The sequence below is a fragment of the Enterobacter cloacae complex sp. P12RS genome, from assembly GCF_014895875.1.
Classification (GTDB): Bacteria; Pseudomonadota; Gammaproteobacteria; order Enterobacterales; family Enterobacteriaceae; genus Enterobacter; species Enterobacter bugandensis.
Map to the genome: position 1 here is coordinate 173,889 of NZ_JADBQO010000010.1, position 20,152 is coordinate 194,040.

Below are 20,152 nucleotides of genomic sequence, written 5' to 3' on the forward strand. Positions count from 1 at the left end.
TATGCAACACCCATGCCAGAATGCAAAACAAAATATTAACACATTGAAATATATATCTTTTATTCGTTTAATCTATTTATTGTGCGCTGAATGATTTCCAGGCTAAGTGTCGCTATTAAGCAACACCTTAACGGGAACCTGTCCTGCCATATATAAATCAATGATTTAAGTGTCTCTATTTGGAGACACCCCTATATCATCTTTGTCGCAATTTTGCGACACGCATAAAAAAACCCGGTGGCGCTACGCTCACCGGGCCTACAAAGTACCTGCTTTACGTCTTAACCCAGCTGTTTACGCGCGTTGCGGAAGATACGCATCCACGGGCTATCCTCGCCCCAGTTTTCCGGGTGCCAGGAGTTGCTCACGGTACGGAACACGCGTTCAGGGTGCGGCATCATGATGGTCGCGCGACCGCTTTCGCTGGTCACCGCCGTAATACCATTGACGGAGCCGTTCGGGTTCGCCGGATAGGTTTCCGTGACCTTGCCGAAGTTATCGACAAAGCGCAGCGCCACCAGGCCTTTGCTCTCGAGCTGCGCCAGATGGGCCGCATCGCGCACTTCTACCTGACCTTCGCCGTGGGAAACGGCGATTGGCATCTGAGAGCCAACCATCCCCTGCAGCAGCAGAGACGGGCTCTGAGTCACTTCTACCAGACTGAAGCGCGCTTCGAAGCGGTCGGACTGGTTGCGCACAAAGCGTGGCCAGGCTTCGCTGCCCGGGATCAGCTCGCGCAGGTTAGACATCATCTGGCAGCCGTTGCACACGCCCAGCGCCAGGGTTTGCGGACGATGGAAGAAGGTCTCGAACTCGTCGCGCACTTGGCTGTTAAACAGAATGGACTTCGCCCAGCCTTCGCCTGCGCCCAGCACGTCACCGTAGGAGAAACCGCCGCACGCCACCAGCGCATGGAAATCTTCCAGACCGGTACGCCCGGCTAGCAGGTCGCTCATGTGGACGTCGATAGCGTCAAAGCCCGCGCGGTGGAAGGCTGCCGCCATCTCAACGTGGGAGTTAACGCCCTGCTCGCGCAGCACGGCCACTTTCGGACGCGCGCCGGTCGCAATGTACGGCGCAGCGATATCTTCGTTGATGTCGAAGGAGAGCTTCACGTTCAGGCCAGGATCCTGGTCATTCGCTTTCGCGTTATGCTCCTGATCGGCGCATTCCGGGTTATCGCGCAGGCGCTGCATCTGCCATGTAGTTTCTGCCCACCACATGCGCAGCGTGGTGCGGCTTTCGCTGAACACGGCGTGACCGTCGGCCTCAATGACGAAGCGGTCGCCCTGAACGGCTTTCCCCAGATAGTGGACGCAGTCTGCCAGACCGTGCTTCGCCAGAATCGCTTCCACCGCCTCGCGGTCTGCGGCGCGAACCTGAATCACCGCACCCAGCTCTTCGTTAAACAGCGCCGCCAGGCGGTCTTCGCCAAGCGTTGCAATGTTCGCTTCCACACCGCAGTGGCCGGTGAAGGCCATCTCTGCCAGGGTCACCAGCAGGCCGCCGTCGGAACGGTCGTGGTAGGCCAGCAGCTTGCGCTGTGCCACCAGCGCCTGAATTGCGTCGTAGAAACCTTTTAGCTGCGCCACGTCGCGCACGTCGGCTGGCTTGTCGCCAAGTTGACGGTAAACCTGCGCCAGTGCGGTGGCGCCCAGCGCGTTGTGGCCCTTACCCAGGTCAATCAACAGCAGGGCGTTATCTTCGGTCGCCAGCTGCGGCGTAACGGTATGGCGCACGTCTTCCACGCGGGCAAACGCAGTGATCACCAGCGACAGCGGAGACGTCATCTCGCGCTGCTCGTTACCCTCCTGCCAGCGGGTTTTCATCGACATGGAGTCTTTACCCACCGGAATGGTCAGGCCGAGGGCTGGGCACAGCTCCTCACCCACCGCTTTCACGGCTTCATACAGGCCCGCGTCTTCACCAGGGTGACCGGCTGCCGCCATCCAGTTCGCTGAAAGTTTGATACGTTTGATGTCGCCAATCTGCGTCGCCGCGATGTTGGTCAGCGCTTCACCAACCGCCAGTCGTGCAGAGGCGGCGAAGTCCAGCAGCGCCACCGGGGTGCGTTCGCCCAGCGCCATCGCTTCGCCGTAGTAGCTGTCGAGGCTCGCGGTGGTCACGGCGCAGTTCGCCACCGGGATCTGCCACGGGCCAACCATCTGATCGCGGGATACCATACCGGTAACGGTACGGTCGCCAATGGTGACCAGGAAGGTTTTCTCTGCCACGGCCGGCAGGTGCAGCACGCGGTTGACCGCTTCCGCCACAGTAATGCCCTGGCGATCCAGCGCTTTGCCCGCCGCTTTACGGGTTGTTACGTCGCGGGTCATCTTCGGCGTTTTACCGAGCAGCACGTCCAGCGGCAGATCGATAGGCTGGTTGTCGAAATGGGTGTCGCTGAGAGTCAGGTGCTGCTCTTCGGTCGCTTCACCGATGACGGCATACGGCGCGCGTTCGCGGCGGCACAGCTCGTCAAACAGCGGCAGCTGGTCGGCCGCAACCGCCAGCACATAGCGCTCCTGGGATTCGTTACACCAGATTTCGAGCGGGCTCATGCCCGGCTCATCGCTCAGGATATCGCGCAGGTTGAAACGGCCACCGCGACCGCCGTCGCTCACCAGCTCCGGCATAGCGTTGGACAGGCCGCCCGCGCCCACGTCGTGGATGAACAGAATCGGGTTAGCATCGCCCAGCTGCCAGCAGCGGTCGATCACTTCCTGGCAGCGACGCTCCATCTCAGGGTTGTCACGCTGCACGGAGGCGAAATCGAGATCCGCATCAGACTGGCCGGAGGCCATAGAGGAGGCCGCACCGCCGCCCAGACCGATGTTCATCGCCGGGCCGCCCAGCACGATCAGCTTCGCGCCGACGACGATCTCGCCTTTTTGCACGTGATCGGCACGGATGTTGCCGATCCCGCCCGCCAGCATGATCGGTTTGTGGTAGCCACGCAGCTCTTCGCCGTTGTGGCTGTCCACCTTCTCTTCGTAGGTACGGAAGTAACCGTTCAGCGCCGGACGACCAAATTCGTTGTTAAACGCCGCGCCGCCCAGCGGACCTTCGGTCATGATATCCAGCGCGGTCACGATGCGCTCTGGCTTGCCGAAATCTTCTTCCCACGGCTGTTCAAAGCCAGGGATCCGCAGGTTGGAGACGGAAAAGCCGACCAGACCCGCTTTTGGTTTCGCCCCACGACCGGTCGCCCCTTCGTCACGGATTTCGCCGCCGGAGCCGGTCGCCGCACCCGGCCACGGAGAAATGGCCGTCGGGTGGTTGTGGGTTTCCACTTTCATCAGAATATGCGCAGGCTCCTGATGGAAGTCATAGCGCCCTGCTTCGCGATCGGCGAAGAAGCGGCCCACCTCGGAACCTTCCATCACCGCGGCGTTGTCTTTATAGGCAGACAGCACGTGGTCAGGGGTTTGTTCCATGGTGTTTTTGATCATTTTGAACAGCGACTTCGGCTGCTGTTCGCCGTCGATGATCCAGTCGGCGTTGAAAATCTTATGGCGGCAGTGCTCAGAGTTGGCCTGCGCGAACATGTAGAGTTCGATGTCGTTCGGGTTGCGGTTGAGCTTAACGAACGCGTCCTGCAGGTAGTCAATTTCGTCTTCTGCCAGCGCCAGGCCGAGACGCAGGTTGGCGTCAATCAGCGCCTGGCGGCCCTGCCCCAGCAGGTCCACGCTCTGTACCGGCGCAGGCTGATGGTGGGAGAAAAGCTTTTGTGCGTCATCAAGAGAGGCAAACACGCTCTCCATCATGCGGTCGTGCAATTCAGCCGCAACCGCCTGCCACTGCGCGTCGCTCAGGGTAGAGGCTTCGACGTAGTACGCTACGCCGCGCTCCAGACGGTTAATCTGGCTCAGGCCGCAGTTGTGGGCAATGTCGGTGGCTTTGGAAGACCAGGGGGAGATGGTGCCCGGACGCGGCGTCGCAAGGATCAGTTTGCCGGTTGGCGTATGGCTGCTCAGATTTGGGCCATACTTGAGCAGGCGTTCCAGCTGTACGCGCTCCTCTGCATTCAGGGGGGCATTCAGGTCAGCAAAATGGACATACTCAGCGTAAATATTGCTTACCGGAAGGTCGGCCGCCTGAAAACGTGCCAGCAGTTTGGTAATACGGAAGGCAGACAGTGCAGGCGAACCACGCAGAATTTCCATCATAAGTCTCTCGTCTTCGAAGCGCCGGGGCGCTTACAGTGTGCGCAAGGGGGGAAAACGGGCGTCATTATAGAGAATCCTGAGCGCCGACGAAACCGTTTGCGTCGAAATAAAATCGACTTCAGCGTTTAACAATAGATGTGACCTGTCTCTCTAATTGGTTGCCAAGTGGCGCAAGTTTACGCAAAATGCCGCTCAATCAATGACAAACCTTATGATTAACATGGCTACAGCAGACTGAGGCAACCGGCGCCGCAGAGAATTAACTAATTGAAAAAATTAAAGATTAATTATCTGCTCATCGGCATTGTAACGTTGCTGCTGGCAGTGGCCCTCTGGCCTTCCATCCCCTGGTTCGGCAAAGCCGAAAATCGTATCGCCGCCATTCAGGAGCGGGGGGAACTGCGCGTCAGTACCCTTAACTCTCCGCTGATTTACAGCGACATCAACGGCAAAATTATTGGTCTGGATTATGAGCTGGCGCAGCAGTTTGCCGATTATCTGGGCGTGAAGCTTAAAATTACCGTCCGCCAGAACATCAACCAGCTGTTTGACGACCTGGACAACAACAACGCCGATATCCTCGCTGCCGGGCTGGTCTATAACAGCGAGCGCAGCAAGAACTACCAGCCGGGCCCGACCTACTACTCCGTTTCCCAGCAGCTGGTTTATCGCGTCGGGAGCCTGCGCCCGCGTACGCTTGCCTCGATCAACGCGCAACAGCTGACGATTGCTCCCGGCCACGTAGTGATTGACGACCTGCGTGAGTTAAAGGAGAAAAAATACCCGGATCTGAGCTGGACGGTTGACCCTAAACTCGGCACGACGGAGCTGCTGGAGCAGGTCAAAGATCAGAAACTGCCCTACACCATCGCCGATTCGGTGGCGATCAGCCTGTTCCAGCGGGTGCATCCTGAAATCGCCGTGGCGCTGGACGTGACGGACGAACAGCCGGTGACCTGGTTTACCCATCTGGATGATGACCAGACCCTCTCGGCGGCCATGCTGGATTTTTATAACACCATCAATGAAGACGGCACGCTGGCGCGACTTGAGGAGAAGTACCTCGGCCACGGGGATGACTTTGACTACGTTGACACCCGCAGCTTCCTGCGCGCGGTTGACAGCGTCCTGCCTGACCTGCAGCCGCTTTTCGAAAAATATGCCCAGGAGATTGACTGGAAACTGCTGGCGGCTATCTCGTACCAGGAGTCCCACTGGGACACCCAGGCCACGTCGCCAACGGGCGTACGCGGACTGATGATGTTAACCAAAAATACCGCGCTGAGCCTGGGCGTTAACGACCGTACCGATGCGGAACAGAGCATCAGCGGCGGGGCGCGCTACCTGCAGGATATGATGGCTAAAGTCCCGGAAACCGTGCCGGAAGAGGAACGGATCTGGTTTGCGCTGGCGGCCTACAACATGGGCTACGCGCACATGCTTGACGCGCGGGCTCTGACGGCGAAAACGAAGGGAAACCCGGACAGCTGGTCAGACGTAAAACAGCGCCTGCCTCTGCTGAGCCAGAAGCCATGGTACAACAAGCTGACGTATGGCTACGCGCGCGGACATGAAGCCTACGCCTACGTGGAAAATATACGTAAGTATCAGATTAGCCTGGTCGGCTATCTGCTGGAGAAAGAGAAAGAGGCAACAGAGGCAAAACAGCTGGCGGAAAGTTATCCGATTGTGGCACCGGACGAGCTTAATCATCCGACAACTTCAATTCTGCCTTTTGTTGCTTTTTCTGCTGACGGCGCATTCGAAAGAAATCGCTTAATAGCCCCGAACACTCTGGTGCAAGTACCCCACCGATAGTCTGCACCTGATGATTCATTCCGGGATGACCCAGCACGTCCATCAGTGAACCGGCCGCACCGGTTTTTTCATCCCGCGCTCCAAACACCAGGGTACCGATTCGGCTGTGCACCATCGCCCCTGAGCACATCACGCAGGGTTCAAGGGTGACGTACAGGGTGGTATCAAGCAGACGATAGTTTTGCAGCACCAGTCCGCCCTGACGAAGCGCCATAATTTCGGCGTGCGCGGTAGGATCGTGGCGGCCAATAGGACGGTTCCACCCTTCCCCAATCACCCGGTTGTTATGAACCAGCACCGCGCCCACGGGCACTTCGCCCTCGTCCCAGGCCCGTTGAGCCAGCGCCAGCGCGTGGCGCATCCAGTATTCATGATTGTGTTCTGAGGTGGACAAGGGCTGATACTCCAGTCTAAAAGCGGGCGGCATTATACACAGCCCTTACAGATAAGACTATTCGAGTTGCTGAAGTTCACCGAGGGGAGTAACGCGCCAGCGATGCTGGCAAAAATAGAGCAGCGGGTTGTCCTGCTTGCTGTCGCTGTAGCCGCTGTAAAGGCGCAGCGGCGTGCCGATGCGTTTTTCCAGCTGGACCACTTTTTCATGCCCCAGACAGCGCATCGTCAGGACCCAGCCGCCGTAGCCGCGGGAAATTTGCGTGGCGATAAGATTTACGCGCGGCAGCCAGGGGGTATCAAAGTAGACCTGCTCCACCAGCGTCTGCGGGGAGCCGGTAATCAGCCAGATATCGGCATCGTTGGCGTCAAGATAGCTGGTCAGACGCGCCTGCACCACGGGAAACGCGGCAACGTGGCCGCGGAACCAGAGAGCGAACTCCTTTTCGAGCTGTTTGAGCCGCGCTTCGCTGTGGCCAAACGTACATCCCCACAGCAGCAGGCTCATCGGCCAGCGCGCCGCCCGGCCTTTTACCAGCAGCGCGATGCCAATGAGGGGTAAGAGCGGTAAGACGAGCAGCGCGTTCAGAGGCTGACGCCGCAGCAGGTAGCGCATAAACGTACCAAACATATCCTGCTGATGCAGCGTTCCATCCAGATCGAAAAAGACAACGCGACGCTCGTGATTGGCCAAACCTTACTCCTCTGGGTCGTTGAATCCTAACAGCCAGGTAAACAGGAACCCGGCGATCACCGCTACTAAATAGCCTAACAGATAGAGCATGACTTTTCCGGTCACGATGGTTAATGCCAGCGGTAAACCGGAGAGACCAAAGGTGATAACGGTGGCGACTTTCCAGTAGCTGATGAGTGCCCCGCCTACCGCGCCCCCCAGACAGGCCGCAAGGAACGGTTTACCCAGCGGCAGCGTGACGCCGAATATCAGCGGCTCGCCAATGCCGAGCAGCCCGACCGGCAGCGCCCCTTTAATCACTTTTTTCAGGCGCGCGTTGCGGGTTTTCATCAGGACGGCAATCGCTGCCCCCACCTGCCCGACGCCCGCCATCGAGAGAATAGGCAGCAGCGCGTTATAACCGTGCGCCTGAACCAGCTCGACGTGGATCGGCACCAGCCCCTGATGCAGGCCGGTCAGCACCAGCGGCAGGAAGGTACCTGACAGCACCGCCCCCACCAGCAGGCCGCCGCGATCTATAGCCAGAGACGCGCCGTGGGCGATGGCTTCAGAGATCCAACCGCCTAACGGCTGGAGGGCCACAATCGCTATGCTACCGGTGATCAGCGTGGTGAGCAGCGGGTTGAGGATCAGCTCAATCGAGCCGGGCAGAACCGCGCGCAGCCGCTTCTCGATCCAACACATCAGGATGACCACCAGCAGCACCGCGATCACCCCGCCGCGGCCAGGCTGGAGCGCCTCACCAAACAGCGTGATTTGCGCCAGCTGCGGGCTGGAGAGAATGCCCGCCATCACCCCGCCCATCGCCAGCGAGCCGCCAAACACCTTCGCGGTATTGACCCCGACCAGGATGTTCATAATGGCAAACACCGCGCTGCCGAAGATCCCGAGAATGCCCAGCAGGTTCGGATACTGCGTGGCAAAATCCCCGACGATATCCGGCCGCTTGAGGATGTTGATGATCCCGGTGATCAAGCCGGAAGCTATAAACGCCGGGATCAGCGGGATAAAGACGTTTGCCAGCTGTCGCAGCGCATCGCTCATGGGAGCTTTGTATTTGGCCTTCGCCTGCGCTTTGGTGCGTTCAGCGTCGTCAACCGTCACGCTTGCACCGCCGACCATCAGCGCGCGCATGGCGTCGACAACCTGCGCCGCCTTGCCCGGCCCGACGATCAGCTGATGCTGCTGCCCCTGTTTTACGTAGCCGCTGACGCCGGACAGCTTCTTCAGACCCGGCACGTCAAGCTGGTCGTCGTTATGCACCTCGACGCGCACGCGCGTCATGCAGTTTTCCAGACGCTGAATATTTTGTTCCCCGCCTATCCCCTGCAGGATATCGCTGGCGAGCGCTGCTGTTTTGTCCATAAACGCCTCTGCTAGTTTTCTAATGCCGCCCGTAAGAAGCCGTTGTGCGCGTCGAGTTTGGCTCGCGCAGCCGCCGCGTCCAGCCCGCTTAAGATCATCAAAATGGCTGGTTTTACGTCGTGATCGGTCTGCCTGAGCACCGCTTCTGCCTCTTCACGGCCCGCGCCTGTCGCCTCCATCACCATGCGGCAGGCTCTGTCCACCAGCTTGACGTTGGTGGCCTGCATATCGACCATCAGGTTCTGGTAGACCTTGCCGAACTTCACCATCGCACCGGTGGAGATCATATTGAGCACCAGCTTTTGCGCGGTCCCGGATTTCAGGCGCGTGGAGCCGGTGAGCGCTTCCGGCCCAACGACCGGAGAGATGGCGATAGCGGCCACCTGCGCAATCGGCGAGCCGGGGTTGCAGGAGATGGCGACCGTCGTGCAGCCGGTCCGGTTGGCGTATTCCAGGCCGCCAATGACGTACGGCGTGCGCCCGGATGCCGCCAGGCCGACCACCAGATCGTTCGCCGTCAGGTTCAGATCCTTCAGGTCATCCTCACCCAGCTGTTTGTTGTCCTCCGCCCCTTCAACGGCCTTCAGCAGCGCGCCGGGACCACCTGCAATCAGGCCAACCACCAGGCCGTGCGGAACGCCAAAGGTGGGCGGACATTCCGAGGCATCCAGCACCCCGAGACGCCCGCTGGTACCGGCCCCCATATAGATAATGCGACCACCGGCCTTAAGAGCTTCCGCCGCCGCATCGACCGCTTTTGCCACCTCTGGCAATGTCTCTTTCACTGCCTGCGCGACCAGCGTATCCTGTTGATTAAAGCGGTTAACCAGCTCCAGGGTGGAGAGCGCATCCAGATCCATGGTTTGCGGGTTACGCGTTTCAGAAACAAGTGAGCCAAGATTCATTTTTTGTACCTCAAGAATTTTTAATTCATAATAATCACACTATAATGGAATATAAAATTCATTCAGGCGAGCAGAATTCGTTTTTGCGCAGACAATCACATTTCCGCCGGGAGTACTCATGAACTGTTTAATTCGCATTCGCCAGCGCTACGCCGGCTTTGCTCAAAGCGACAAAAAGCTGGCGGATTTTCTGCTTTCTCAGCCCGATCGCGCCCGCCACCTCAGCTCACAGCAGCTGGCAAGCGAAGCTGGAGTGAGTCAGTCAAGCGTGGTGAAATTTGCCCAGAAGATCGGGTTTAAGGGTTTTCCCGCTCTTAAGCTGGCAATCAGCGAAGCGCTGGTGAGTAACCCGAATCCGCAGTCCATGCCGGTGCATAACCAGATCCGCGGCGATGACCCGATGCGTCTGGTTGGGGAAAAGCTGATCAAGGAGAACGTGGCGGCCATGCACGCCACGCTGGACGTGAATACCGAAGAGAAATTACTGGAAAGCGTGGCGATGCTGCGGGCGGCGCGGCGTATTATTTTGACCGGTATTGGCGCGTCCGGTCTGGTGGCCCGTAATTTTGGCTGGAAGCTGACTAAAATCGGTTTTAACGCCATCGTCGAGCAGGATATGCACGCCCTGCTGGCGACCGTGCAGGCGATGGATCCTGACGATCTGCTGCTGGCCATCTCCTACTCCGGCGAGCGCCGCGAGATCAACATGGCGACCGACGAAGCCCTGCGCGTCGGCGGCAAAATTCTGGCGATCACCGGCTTTACGCCAAATGCGCTGCAGCAGCGGGCAACGCGCTGTTTGTATACCATTGCCGAAGAGCAGGCCACGCGCAGCGCGGCAATTTCGTCCACCAGCGCACAAATGATGCTGACGGACCTGCTGTTTATGGCGCTGGTACAGCAGGATCTGGAGCGCGCGCCTGAGCGCATTCGTCACAGCGAAGAACTGGTAAAGAAACTGGTTTGACGCGTATAATGCCCGCCCAGTTTGTGTTGTTTCTGAGAATTTCCTGATGGCGCTGTTAATTACCAAAAAATGCATCAATTGCGATATGTGCGAACCCGAATGCCCGAACCAGGCGATTTCGATGGGCGACAGCATTTACGAGATTAACAGCGATCGCTGCACGGAATGCGTCGGCCACTATGAGACGCCGACCTGCCAGAAGGTGTGCCCGATCCCCAACACTATTCTGAAGGATCCGACACACGTCGAGAGCGAAGAGCAGCTGTGGGATAAATTTGTCCTGATGCACCACGCGGACAAAATTTAGCTTTCGATAATCACCGTCGCGCTGGCATAGTGGCGTTCATCTGCGATCGTCACGTGCATATGATTCACCCCCAGCTTCTCCGCCAGCTTTTGCGCTTCACCCCACAGACGCAGGCGCGGTTTGCCCAGCTCATCATTAAAAACTTCGAACTGGTTAAATGCCAGGCCGTTACGAATGCCGGTCCCGAAGGCTTTGGCTGCCGCCTCTTTTACCGCAAAGCGCTTTGCCAGAAAACGCACCGGCTGCTGGTGCGCTTCCCAGATGGCCCATTCGTTATCGCTCAGCACGCGCCTTGCCAGGCGATCGCCGCTCCGGGCGATCACCGCTTCAATGCGGGCTATTTCGACGATATCGGTGCCTAAGCCCAAAATGGCCATTACTGACGCGCTTCCAGCATCAGGCGTTTCATCTCTGATACCGCCTCTTTCAGGCCGCTCATCACCGCGCGGCCAATAATGGCGTGGCCGATGTTCAGCTCGTGCATTTCCGGCAGGGCGGCAATGGCCTTCACGTTGTGGTAGGTCAGGCCGTGACCGGCATTAACCTTCAGTCCCTGGCTCGCGGCGTAGGTGGCCGCTTTGGCGATACGCTCCAGCTCTTTGGCCTGCTCGGCATCGTTTTTAGCATCGGCATAGCAGCCGGTGTGAATTTCGATATATGGCGCGCCCACGTCGGCTGCCGCTTTAATCTGCGCGAAATCGGCGTCGATAAACAGAGAAACCAGGATACCGGCATCCGCCAGGCGCTTGCAGGCATCGCGCATTTTGTCCTGCTGCCCCGCCACGTCCAGCCCGCCTTCGGTGGTCACTTCCTGGCGTTTTTCCGGCACCAGGCAGCAAAAGTGCGGTTTGGTCTCGCAGGCAATGGTCAGCATCTCTTCGGTGACCGCCATCTCCAGATTCATACGGGTGTCCAGCGTCTGACGAAGAATGCGCACGTCGCGGTCGGTAATGTGGCGGCGGTCTTCACGCAGGTGAACGGTAATGCCGTCTGCACCAGCCTGTTCAGCGATAAACGCCGCCTGAACCGGATCGGGATACGCCGTGCCGCGCGCGTTGCGCAGGGTGGCGATGTGGTCGATGTTGACGCCTAACAGTAATTCAGCCATGACAATCCTCGGTTTTCTTTCTGATGCTGTGGTCTAACGTTTGGGCATAAACTGCCTGAATAATTCGCGGCTCTTTAAGGGCTTGCCGCCAAGATACGGCTTGAGGGCAATCCGGGTAAAGCGTTTTGCTGCGCGCAGGGTATCGGCGTCCGGAAACTCGCGTTCATAAAGTGCTCTGAGCTGGCGTCCGGTAAAAGTACTGTTATCAACGACGACGCTGGCAATAAAGCCTTTTTCTTCGCGGTAGCGGTAGGTCATGGTGTCTTCCACCTCATCACCGCTGCCTGCGCAGTGCAGAAAATCCACGCCGTACCCGAGGTGGCCCAGCAGCGCCAGTTCGAAACGACGCAGGGCGGGTTCGGGCGTGCCGGTCGCACCCGCCAGTGCCTGGATACAGTGCAGATAATCGAAGAAAAGTTCCGAGAAGCGAGTCTCATGTTCAAGGACGCGGGAGATGAGCTCGTTGACATACAGACCGCTGTAGAGCGTGATGCCAGAAAGGGGAAGCGCCAGAGAGACGGCTTCAGCGCTGCGCAAGGTTTTGACTTCCCCTCGCCCGCCAAAGCGAACCAGCAGCGGCGTAAAAGGCTGTAGGGCACCCTTCAGATTAGAACGTTTGGAACGTGCGCCTTTCGCAACAAGGCGCACGCGGCCCGACTCTTCCGTGAAGACGTCCAGCATCAGGCTGGTTTCGCTCCAGGGACGACTATGGAGAACGAAGGCGCGCTGCCAACCTTCCATTATACTCGTCGTCTTGAGTTACTGATCTTCGCCGTAACCGAGGCTGCGCAGAGCACGCTCATCATCGGCCCAGCCAGATTTCACCTTCACCCACAGTTCCAGATGAACTGGCGCTTCGAACATCTCCTGCATGTCCTTACGGGCTTCGATACCGATGGTTTTTATCTTGGCGCCTTTGTTGCCGATCACCATCTTCTTCTGCCCTTCACGCTCGACGAGGATCAGGCCGTTAATGTCGTAGCCACCGCGCTCGTTGCTCTGGAAACGCTCGATCTCCACCGTCACAGAGTACGGCAGCTCGGCGCCCAGGAAACGCATCAGCTTTTCACGGATGATTTCAGACGCCATAAAGCGCTGAGAGCGATCGGTGATGTAATCTTCCGGGAAGTGGTGAATCGCTTCCGGCAAGTGCTTACGTACGATGCCCGCGATGGTATCGACGTTCAGGCCGGTCTCAGCAGACAGCGGAACGATATCCAGGAAGTTCATCTGGCTGCCCAGCCACTGCAGGTGCGGCAGCAGGTCAGCTTTTTCCTGCACGTTGTCAACTTTGTTGACCGCGAGGATCACCGGCGTTTTGCCGTCACGCAGCTTGTTCAGTACCATTTCGTCGTCCGGCGTCCAGCGGGTGCCTTCCACTACGAAAATCACCAGCTCTACGTCGCCGATGGAGCTGCTCGCCGCCTTGTTCATCAGACGGTTAATGGCACGCTTCTCTTCCATGTGCAGGCCAGGGGTATCGACGTAGATCGCCTGATACGCGCCTTCAGTATGGATGCCGACAATGCGGTGACGCGTGGTCTGCGCCTTACGCGAGGTGATGGAAATCTTCTGCCCAAGCAGATTATTCAGCAGGGTGGATTTGCCGACGTTCGGACGTCCGACGATGGCAATAAATCCGCAATAGGTTTTTTCTTCGCTCATTCCAGCTCCAGCATTTTTAACGCCTGTTCGGCGGCAGCCTGTTCAGCCTTACGGCGGCTTGAACCTGTGCCCACCACCGGTTCACTCAGGCCACTGACCTGGCAATGGATGGTAAATTCCTGATCGTGCGCTTCGCCACGAACCTGCACCACCAGATAGGATGGCAGCGGCAGATGACGGCCCTGCAAATATTCCTGCAGGCGCGTTTTCGGATCTTTTTGTTTATCGCCCGGGCTAATTTCGTCCAGACGGGTCTGATACCAGTTAAGGATCAGCTTTTCTACGGTCTGGATATCGCTGTCCAGGAACACGCCACCAATTAATGCTTCGACCGTATCGGCAAGAATAGATTCACGACGGAAGCCGCCGCTTTTCAGTTCACCCGGCCCAAGACGCAGACATTCGCCCAGTTCAAATTCGCGCGCGATTTCAGCGAGGGTGTTGCCGCGCACCAGCGTGGCGCGCATGCGGCTCATATCACCTTCGTCCACGCGCGGGAAACGATGATAAAGCGCATTCGCAATCACGAAACTTAAAATAGAGTCACCCAGAAACTCGAGACGCTCATTATGTTTGCTGCTGGCACTGCGATGGGTTAATGCCTGTTGCAACAACTCCTGATGATGAAAAGTGTAGCCCAGCTTCCGTTGAAGCCGATTAATTACGATGGGGTTCATGCGATACCAATAAATGAATGCGTCAAAAATGCAGCACACGAAACCGACCTGAGAAAACCAACGCGGTTTCGTGTGCCGTGGCACCCTTGCAGGGCCAACCTTAAACTTCGGGGGAATATTCTATACACAACGACAGGGGATGTCGTTAGTTCAAAGAGATTTATCGAGGAAATAATTCACGTAGCCGCGAAATAACGCGGCTACGTGTTCTTTTCCTGAGAATTAATGGATTCCGCCAATACGATTCAGGCGCACGCCGGTCGGCCACTCGCCTTCCTGCTTCTCAAAACTCATCCAGATCGCGGTTGCTTTACCCACCAGATTCGCTTCCGGCACAAAGCCCCAGTAACGGCTGTCCGCGGAGTTATCGCGGTTATCGCCCATCATGAAGTAGTGTCCCGGCGGTACGATCCAGCTGGCCAGCTGCTGACCCGGCTGTTTGTAATACATCCCCACTTGGTCCTGCGCGATTGGCACGGTCAGAATGCGGTGAGTGACATCGCCCAGCGTCTCTTTGCGCTCAACCAGACGAATGCCGTTCTCTTTGGTTTCACCTTTTGGCACCTGGAAGAACCCGCTGGTCGCTTCACCGCCGTTACGACGGGCGAAAGTCTGCACGAAATCACTTGGCTCAACGTTTGAGTAGGTGATTGGCAGCGCGTTTTCACACGCGGTACCGGAGCTGCAGCCCGGCTGAACGGTGACTTCCTTCGCAACCGGATCGTAGGTCACTTTATCACCCGGCAGACCCACCGCGCGCTTAATGTAATCCAGACGCGGATCGTCCGGATATTTAAACACCACGATGTCGCCACGTTTCGGATGCCCCGTTTCGATCAGCGTTTTCTGGTAAATCGGATCTTTGATGCCGTAGGCAAACTTCTCAACCAGAATAAAATCACCGATCAGCAGCGTTGGCATCATTGATCCCGATGGGATCTGGAACGGCTCATAAATAAACGAACGTACCACCAGCACAATCGCCAGCACCGGGAACACCGACGCGCCCGTTTCCAGCCAGCCCGGTTTCGGGCCAACTTTCTTCAGGGTTTTCGCGTCAAGCGCATCGCCAGTCGCTGCCTGCGCGGCAGCCTGACGTTCACGGCGTTTTGGGGCGAAGATAAACTTATCCAGGCACCACAGCAGGCCTGTCACCAGCGTAGCGATGACCAGGATCAGGGCAAACATGTTCGCCATGCCAACTCCTTAAAGGTTATTTGCCGTCTTTACCGACATGAAGAATGGCAAGGAATGCTTCCTGCGGCAGCTCAACGTTACCGACCTGCTTCATACGCTTCTTACCTTCTTTCTGCTTCTGCAGCAGCTTTTTCTTACGGCTGACGTCACCGCCATAGCACTTCGCCAGAACGTTTTTACGCAGTTGCTTCACGGTTGAGCGGGCAATGATGTGGTTACCGATGGCCGCCTGAATCGCAATGTCAAACTGCTGACGCGGGATCAGATCTTTCATCTTCTCAACCAGCTCGCGGCCACGGTACGGCGCATTGTCGTTGTGGGTGATCAGCGCCAGCGCATCCACACGCTCGCCGTTGATCAGCACGTCCACGCGCACCATGTTGGAGGCCTGGAAACGCTTGAAGTTGTAATCCAGTGATGCATAGCCACGGGAGGTAGACTTCAGACGGTCGAAGAAGTCGAGTACCACTTCCGCCATAGGGATTTCATAGGTCAGCGCCACCTGGTTACCGTGGTAAACCATGTTGGTCTGCACGCCACGCTTCTCAATACAGAGCGTAATAACGTTCCCCAGGAACTCCTGCGGCAGCAGCATGTGACATTCTGCAATAGGCTCGCGCAGCTCGTGAATGTTGTTCAGCGGCGGCAGCTTGGACGGGCTGTCGACGTAGATCACTTCTTTCGAGGTGGTTTCCACTTCGTAGACTACCGTTGGTGCGGTGGTGATCAGATCCAGATCGTATTCACGCTCCAGACGCTCCTGAATAATCTCCATGTGCAGCAGGCCGAGGAAGCCGCAGCGGAAGCCGAAGCCCAGCGCCGTTGAGCTTTCTGGCTCGTAGAACAGGGAGGCATCGTTCAGGCTCAGCTTGCCGAGCGCATCGCGGAAGTTTTCGTAGTCGTCAGAGCTGACCGGGAACAGACCCGCGTAAACCTGCGGTTTCACCTTTTTGAAGCCAGGCAGCGCTTTGTCTGCCGGGTTACGCGCGCCGGTCAGGGTATCGCCCACTGGCGCGCCGAGGATGTCTTTAATCGCGCAGACCAGCCAGCCTACCTCGCCGCATTTCAGCTCGGTACGGTCAACCTGTTTTGGCGTGAAGATACCCAGACGGTCTGCGTTGTAGACCTGTCCGGTACTCATGACCTTGATTTTGTCGCCTTTACGCATGGTGCCGTTTTTGATACGCACCAGAGAGACCACGCCCAGGTAGTTATCGAACCAGGAGTCGATGATCAGCGCCTGCAATGGACCATCCGGGTCGCCTTCCGGGGCCGGAATATCACGTACCAGGCGTTCCAGCACGTCGGTCACACCCACACCGGTTTTCGCGGAGCAGCGTACGGCGTCGGTCGCGTCAATGCCGACAATGTCTTCAATCTCTTCCGCCACGCGCTCAGGATCGGCGGCTGGCAGGTCGATTTTGTTCAGAACCGGCACAACTTCGAGATCCATTTCCATCGCGGTGTAGCAGTTTGCCAGGGTCTGGGCTTCTACGCCCTGCCCGGCATCGACCACCAGCAGCGCACCTTCACAGGCCGCCAGCGAGCGTGATACTTCATAGGAGAAGTCAACGTGGCCTGGGGTGTCGATAAAGTTCAGTTGATAGGTTTCGCCATCAGAAGCTTTATAGTCGAGCGTCACGCTCTGCGCTTTGATGGTAATACCGCGTTCGCGTTCCAGGTCCATGGAGTCCAGTACCTGGGCTGCCATTTCACGATCAGAAAGGCCACCGCAAATCTGGATAATACGGTCAGACAGCGTCGACTTACCGTGGTCAATGTGAGCAATGATCGAAAAGTTACGTATGTTCTTCATATAGTTAAATAATTATGCCTTACGAATTCCTGGAGGCCGCTGTTCTTAGCCTGACGTTTTTCAGTGCGAAAACGCAGCATTCTACACTACATACCCGCAACCTGGAAATGCACTTAGAGCCAAGCATAGCGCGAAGAAATGGCGTTTTCTTTTTTGAGATGTAAATAATGATAAAGCCCGGTGGATCACCGGGCCTCAGAAGAGAGCGTCTCGACGCGAAGTTGGTCAGGCGCCAGCGCAACGCTCAGAATAACGGGCTGCCACTCATCGCGCGCGGCGAGCTTCGGTGAGATGCCTTTGGCAAGCCAGAATCCCCCTACGCCACCCAAAGCTGCACCGCACATGGCGGCCACGTCGGTACCAAACAGCATCTGAAAAAGGCCGCCCATGACAAACAGCCCCACCAGCGGGGAGAGATAGACCAGCATCGCGGAACTCAGCAGACTGCCTTCCATAATGCCCAGTTCCACCTTCTGACCCGCCACCAGCGGCTGTTCGCTCGGCACGGAGATCGTATGCGATGTCTGTGGCCCTAACTTATTCAGCACGCGACTGCCACAACCGGCTCGGGATGCGCAGCTATTGCATGAGGCTTTAACATCACAGCTGACCAGCGCAATACCATTCTGCCACGAGACGACGGTCGCCCACTCTTTAATCATTGTGCGGCCCTGAATTTAATGCTGTCTGAAATGCGCTTCGCCGTCTGCGGAGGTAATTCCCCCACAATCGTGATTTCTGCGTTATCGCGAACCGTGGTGCTGACCGTACGACGCCCGGTACGAAGCATTTGTTCAGCGCTGTTTGCCGTTGCGCGGTTGATATTCACCGAGAAGCTGAACAAGCCATCGGAATAGAGGCGTGATTCAACCGGCGTATCAATGGTGGGCAACTGACGACGGCTGCTGGACACTTCGCTAAAGCCTTGCGGTATCCAGGAAGGAACCCAGTTGAAATTAGCGGAGTCCCCTGCAGGAACAGAAAGCAGCGGCGGCAGGCTGGCCTTCGCCAGATTCTGCATGCTGTTGCCAACCTGATTGTTCACGCTGAAGGAGATGACGCGGAACTGTTCAAGCGTCTCGCCGTCGCGGTCGAGCAGGTCCACGCGCATCGGCAGCTTGGTTTCCGCATCAATCCAGACGATATAGCTGTAGCGCGTGCCATCGCGCGCAACCACGCGGATCACTTCACACAGCCTGTCTGCAATACGGGTACGCCCTACCGAAATAAAATCATAGTAAGGAGCAAGTCGTTTGAAATCGGTATAGATAAGCGACGGTAGAGAATCAACGATATAGTCGCCATTCAGGGTGAAAGGCTCCAGACCGGGCTCGAAATAGCTGATTTCGTTGCCACGCTGGACAACTTCCCGACGCGGGCCATCCATCTGTAAAAGCTGGGCGAGCGGCTGGTTATCAAGACGGGCATGGCGATAGCGTAACGACTCGACGCCCTGCTTGTTGATGCTGATAAATGCCAACTCGTAATTGAGTGACTGGCTGGCCAGATTCATTTGCTGCAACAACGCCCCGGATGAAACATCAGCCGAGGCGTTAGCAGAGAAGAACAGGCTACCCGCCATCAGAGACATGGCGAACCAAAGTTGCTTCATTACTGCGATTGCGTTCCTAAAGTTTGGTTTCCGGGCACCTGCACAGCAGCTTGCTGAGTTTGGGCCTGCTCAAACTGAAGCTGTTCAGAGTGCAGACGACGCTGCAACTCATAATCCTGCAACATCGCATTAATGCGACGGCGCTGCTCCTGAACCTGCTGTTGCTGACCGCCGCTGGCGGAGGCATCAGCCGGTACGCCCAGACTTACCGGGCTGGCTTTGCCCATCATCGGCAGTGTGTTAAACACTGGCGCTTCTGGCTGCTGATTAGTTTCAGACTGAGTATTATAGTGCTGGACGCCAACGATAACTGCAAGCGATACGCATGCAGCCACCCCCATTTGGGTGAGCTGGCTGGCCCACGGACGCACTTTTTGCCAGAACGGCATTTTCTGCCACTGGTGCGGTGCGGGTTGCGCTTCAGGAATCAGCGGAGTGGTCTGATGAACAGGCTCATTCTCGATGGCCGCCATCACGCGGGCTGAGATATCGAAATGGAGAACCTCTCCGGTATCACCGCGCAGCGTGTCACGGATGAGATGGTAACTCTCCCAGGTCTCTTGCATTTCGGGAGAATGAGACAGCTCGTTGAGCAGCTCACTATCCAGCGTCTCACCATCCATTAAAGCGGAAAGTTTTTCTTTCTGCATGCCTAATACCTTTTCCAGTATCCCGCTATCGTCAACGCCTGATAAGCGGTTGAACTTTATTATCAATAGCTTCTCGCGCACGGAAAATTCGTGAACGAACCGTGCCGACCGGACAATCCATGATAGCGGCTATCTCTTCATAGCTCAGACCATCAAGCTCCCGTAACGTAATTGCCATGCGTAAATCTTCCGGGAGTGACTCGATCGTGCGAAAAACAATTTGTCTCAGTTCTTCTGACAACATTAAGTTCTCAGGGTTCGAAATTTCTTTCAGCGCACCGCCACTTTCGAAGTTTTCGGCGTCGATAGCGTCTACATCACTGGACGGCGGACGACGACCCTGAGCAACCAGGTAATTCTTTGCCGTATTGACAGCAATACGGTACAGCCAGGTATAAAAAGCACTATCTCCCCGGAACGATTCCAGCGCGCGATAGGCCTTAATAAAAGACTCTTGCACCACATCAGGTACATCACCTGACGGTACATAGCGGGAAACCAGACTCGCCACCTTATGCTGGTAGCGCACCACCAGTAGGTTAAAGGCTTTCTGATCTCCCTTCTGGACCCGTTCAACCAGGACCTGGTCCGTTAACTGCTCGCTCATCCGAGGTAATGTCTCCCCAAACCTAAATTCCACGCGTTATCGAAACGCCACTCTATAACTACCGCACTTTGAGCAAGCACCAGCTTAGAGTGTCTGATCTTCAATAAGTTCCGTAACGCCTTTGTTTTTGTTCATCGCGCCGCAGACCGTTCATTTTCTCTCATTATAAGTCTGTTCACGATACGCACCACTTTCTGACAAG

Annotated in this window: 20 protein-coding genes; 3 read left to right on the forward strand and 17 right to left on the reverse strand. The window is 56.9% G+C overall.

The annotated features are described in order from the left end of the window. Window positions 1-281: 281 nt before the first annotated feature. Window positions 282-4,169, reverse strand: coding sequence for a phosphoribosylformylglycinamidine synthase (purL, locus tag IM284_RS09060; RefSeq protein ID WP_047368108.1), 3,888 nt, complete (start codon window positions 4,167-4,169; stop codon window positions 282-284). A gap of 267 nt (window positions 4,170-4,436) precedes the next feature. On the opposite strand from purL, the gene mltF reads away from it, so the two are divergent. Then, window positions 4,437-5,987, forward strand: a complete 1,551-nt coding sequence (gene mltF, locus IM284_RS09065; protein ID WP_047368109.1) for a membrane-bound lytic murein transglycosylase MltF — start codon at window positions 4,437-4,439, stop codon at window positions 5,985-5,987. Here the strand turns inward: mltF and tadA are convergent. The 4 genes from tadA to murQ are packed head-to-tail and all read right to left on the reverse strand — an operon-like array spanning window position 5,875 to window position 9,344. Beyond that, window positions 5,875-6,414: a tRNA adenosine(34) deaminase TadA gene (tadA, locus tag IM284_RS09070; RefSeq protein ID WP_048338854.1), complete on the reverse strand. Its 540-nt coding sequence runs from the start codon at window positions 6,412-6,414 to the stop codon at window positions 5,875-5,877. The genes mltF and tadA overlap by 113 nt on opposite strands. A 24-nt stretch (window positions 6,415-6,438) precedes the next feature. After that, window positions 6,439-7,074 carry a phosphatidylglycerophosphatase C gene (gene yfhb / locus IM284_RS09075; protein WP_028014089.1) on the reverse strand — a complete coding sequence of 212 codons (636 nt, stop codon included), beginning with the start codon at window positions 7,072-7,074 and terminating at the stop codon, window positions 6,439-6,441. A 3-nt stretch (window positions 7,075-7,077) separates the two neighbouring features. Then, on the reverse strand, window positions 7,078-8,439 hold the full coding sequence (locus IM284_RS09080; RefSeq protein ID WP_047368110.1) for a PTS transporter subunit EIIC: 1,362 nt from the start codon (window positions 8,437-8,439) through the stop codon (window positions 7,078-7,080). Between the two features lie 11 nt (window positions 8,440-8,450). Beyond that, the gene (gene murQ / locus IM284_RS09085) at window positions 8,451-9,344 is read right to left on the reverse strand and encodes an N-acetylmuramic acid 6-phosphate etherase (RefSeq protein WP_047364180.1); all 894 of its coding nucleotides are present in this window, start codon (window positions 9,342-9,344) and stop codon (window positions 8,451-8,453) included. A 118-nt stretch (window positions 9,345-9,462) separates the two neighbouring features. Here murQ and IM284_RS09090 point away from each other — a divergent pair, with 118 nt between their 5' ends. Together IM284_RS09090 and IM284_RS09095 are read left to right on the forward strand one after the other, a co-directional pair. Next, window positions 9,463-10,311: a MurR/RpiR family transcriptional regulator gene (locus IM284_RS09090; protein ID WP_028014092.1), complete on the forward strand. Its 849-nt coding sequence runs from the start codon at window positions 9,463-9,465 to the stop codon at window positions 10,309-10,311. Window positions 10,312-10,357: 46 nt separating this feature from the next. Next, complete coding sequence (locus IM284_RS09095; protein WP_028014093.1) at window positions 10,358-10,618, forward strand: YfhL family 4Fe-4S dicluster ferredoxin; 261 nt, start codon at window positions 10,358-10,360, stop codon at window positions 10,616-10,618. Here IM284_RS09095 and acpS read toward each other — a convergent pair. The 12 genes from acpS to rseD form a co-directional block, all read right to left on the reverse strand. Then, window positions 10,615-10,995 carry a holo-ACP synthase gene (gene acpS, locus IM284_RS09100; protein ID WP_028014094.1) on the reverse strand — a complete coding sequence of 127 codons (381 nt, stop codon included), beginning with the start codon at window positions 10,993-10,995 and terminating at the stop codon, window positions 10,615-10,617. The two genes, IM284_RS09095 and acpS, sit on opposite strands and share 4 nt — an antisense overlap. Continuing rightward, window positions 10,995-11,726 (reverse strand): pyridoxine 5'-phosphate synthase, encoded by a 732-nt coding sequence (gene pdxJ, locus IM284_RS09105; RefSeq protein ID WP_047368111.1) that lies wholly within the window; start codon window positions 11,724-11,726, stop codon window positions 10,995-10,997. Before pdxJ ends, acpS begins: the two co-directional genes overlap by 1 nt. A 33-nt stretch (window positions 11,727-11,759) precedes the next feature. Further along, the gene (recO, locus tag IM284_RS09110) at window positions 11,760-12,467 is read right to left on the reverse strand and encodes a DNA repair protein RecO (protein WP_028014096.1); all 708 of its coding nucleotides are present in this window, start codon (window positions 12,465-12,467) and stop codon (window positions 11,760-11,762) included. A gap of 18 nt (window positions 12,468-12,485) precedes the next feature. After that, window positions 12,486-13,391 carry a GTPase Era gene (gene era / locus IM284_RS09115; protein ID WP_028014097.1) on the reverse strand — a complete coding sequence of 302 codons (906 nt, stop codon included), beginning with the start codon at window positions 13,389-13,391 and terminating at the stop codon, window positions 12,486-12,488. Next, complete coding sequence (gene rnc / locus IM284_RS09120) at window positions 13,388-14,068, reverse strand: ribonuclease III (protein WP_003860711.1); 681 nt, start codon at window positions 14,066-14,068, stop codon at window positions 13,388-13,390. Before rnc ends, era begins: the two co-directional genes overlap by 4 nt. A gap of 222 nt (window positions 14,069-14,290) precedes the next feature. Continuing rightward, window positions 14,291-15,265: a signal peptidase I gene (gene lepB, locus IM284_RS09125; protein WP_047364182.1), complete on the reverse strand. Its 975-nt coding sequence runs from the start codon at window positions 15,263-15,265 to the stop codon at window positions 14,291-14,293. Window positions 15,266-15,281: 16 nt separating this feature from the next. After that, entirely contained in the window at window positions 15,282-17,081 is a 1,800-nt protein-coding gene (gene lepA, locus IM284_RS09130; protein ID WP_028014099.1) for a translation elongation factor 4, read from the reverse strand. Between the two features lie 185 nt (window positions 17,082-17,266). Continuing rightward, complete coding sequence (gene rseC, locus IM284_RS09135) at window positions 17,267-17,743, reverse strand: SoxR-reducing system protein RseC (RefSeq protein WP_041908668.1); 477 nt, start codon at window positions 17,741-17,743, stop codon at window positions 17,267-17,269. Then, complete coding sequence (gene rseB / locus IM284_RS09140; RefSeq protein ID WP_041908666.1) at window positions 17,740-18,693, reverse strand: sigma-E factor regulatory protein RseB; 954 nt, start codon at window positions 18,691-18,693, stop codon at window positions 17,740-17,742. The genes rseC and rseB overlap by 4 nt, the downstream gene beginning before the upstream one ends. Then, entirely contained in the window at window positions 18,693-19,343 is a 651-nt protein-coding gene (gene rseA, locus IM284_RS09145; RefSeq protein WP_014832926.1) for an anti-sigma-E factor RseA, read from the reverse strand. The genes rseB and rseA overlap by 1 nt, the downstream gene beginning before the upstream one ends. 31 nt (window positions 19,344-19,374) lie before the next feature. After that, window positions 19,375-19,950, reverse strand: a complete 576-nt coding sequence (gene rpoE, locus IM284_RS09150; protein ID WP_028014102.1) for an RNA polymerase sigma factor RpoE — start codon at window positions 19,948-19,950, stop codon at window positions 19,375-19,377. Beyond that, a complete protein-coding gene (gene rseD, locus IM284_RS23735) occupies window positions 19,947-20,030 on the reverse strand; it encodes a rpoE leader peptide RseD (protein ID WP_231940818.1) in 84 nt (27 codons plus the stop codon). Before rseD ends, rpoE begins: the two co-directional genes overlap by 4 nt. Between the last annotated feature and the right edge of the window lie 122 nt (window positions 20,031-20,152).

Coding starts and splice junctions, on each gene's coding strand:
- lepB (WP_047364182.1), bottom strand. CDS start 15,265: ATGGCGAACATGTTTGCCCTGATCCTGGTCATCGCTACGCTGGTGACA.
- rseB (WP_041908666.1), bottom strand. CDS start 18,693: ATGAAGCAACTTTGGTTCGCCATGTCTCTGATGGCGGGTAGCCTGTTC.
- rnc (WP_003860711.1), bottom strand. CDS start 14,068: ATGAACCCCATCGTAATTAATCGGCTTCAACGGAAGCTGGGCTACACT.
- IM284_RS09080 (WP_047368110.1), bottom strand. CDS start 8,439: ATGGACAAAACAGCAGCGCTCGCCAGCGATATCCTGCAGGGGATAGGC.
- rpoE (WP_028014102.1), bottom strand. CDS start 19,950: ATGAGCGAGCAGTTAACGGACCAGGTCCTGGTTGAACGGGTCCAGAAG.
- purL (WP_047368108.1), bottom strand. CDS start 4,169: ATGATGGAAATTCTGCGTGGTTCGCCTGCACTGTCTGCCTTCCGTATT.
- rseC (WP_041908668.1), bottom strand. CDS start 17,743: ATGATTAAAGAGTGGGCGACCGTCGTCTCGTGGCAGAATGGTATTGCG.
- rseA (WP_014832926.1), bottom strand. CDS start 19,343: ATGCAGAAAGAAAAACTTTCCGCTTTAATGGATGGTGAGACGCTGGAT.
- pdxJ (WP_047368111.1), bottom strand. CDS start 11,726: ATGGCTGAATTACTGTTAGGCGTCAACATCGACCACATCGCCACCCTG.
- lepA (WP_028014099.1), bottom strand. CDS start 17,081: ATGAAGAACATACGTAACTTTTCGATCATTGCTCACATTGACCACGGT.
- murQ (WP_047364180.1), bottom strand. CDS start 9,344: ATGAATCTTGGCTCACTTGTTTCTGAAACGCGTAACCCGCAAACCATG.
- tadA (WP_048338854.1), bottom strand. CDS start 6,414: ATGCCGCCCGCTTTTAGACTGGAGTATCAGCCCTTGTCCACCTCAGAA.
- acpS (WP_028014094.1), bottom strand. CDS start 10,995: ATGGCCATTTTGGGCTTAGGCACCGATATCGTCGAAATAGCCCGCATT.
- IM284_RS09090 (WP_028014092.1), top strand. CDS start 9,463: ATGAACTGTTTAATTCGCATTCGCCAGCGCTACGCCGGCTTTGCTCAA.
- recO (WP_028014096.1), bottom strand. CDS start 12,467: ATGGAAGGTTGGCAGCGCGCCTTCGTTCTCCATAGTCGTCCCTGGAGC.
- IM284_RS09095 (WP_028014093.1), top strand. CDS start 10,358: ATGGCGCTGTTAATTACCAAAAAATGCATCAATTGCGATATGTGCGAA.
- era (WP_028014097.1), bottom strand. CDS start 13,391: ATGAGCGAAGAAAAAACCTATTGCGGATTTATTGCCATCGTCGGACGT.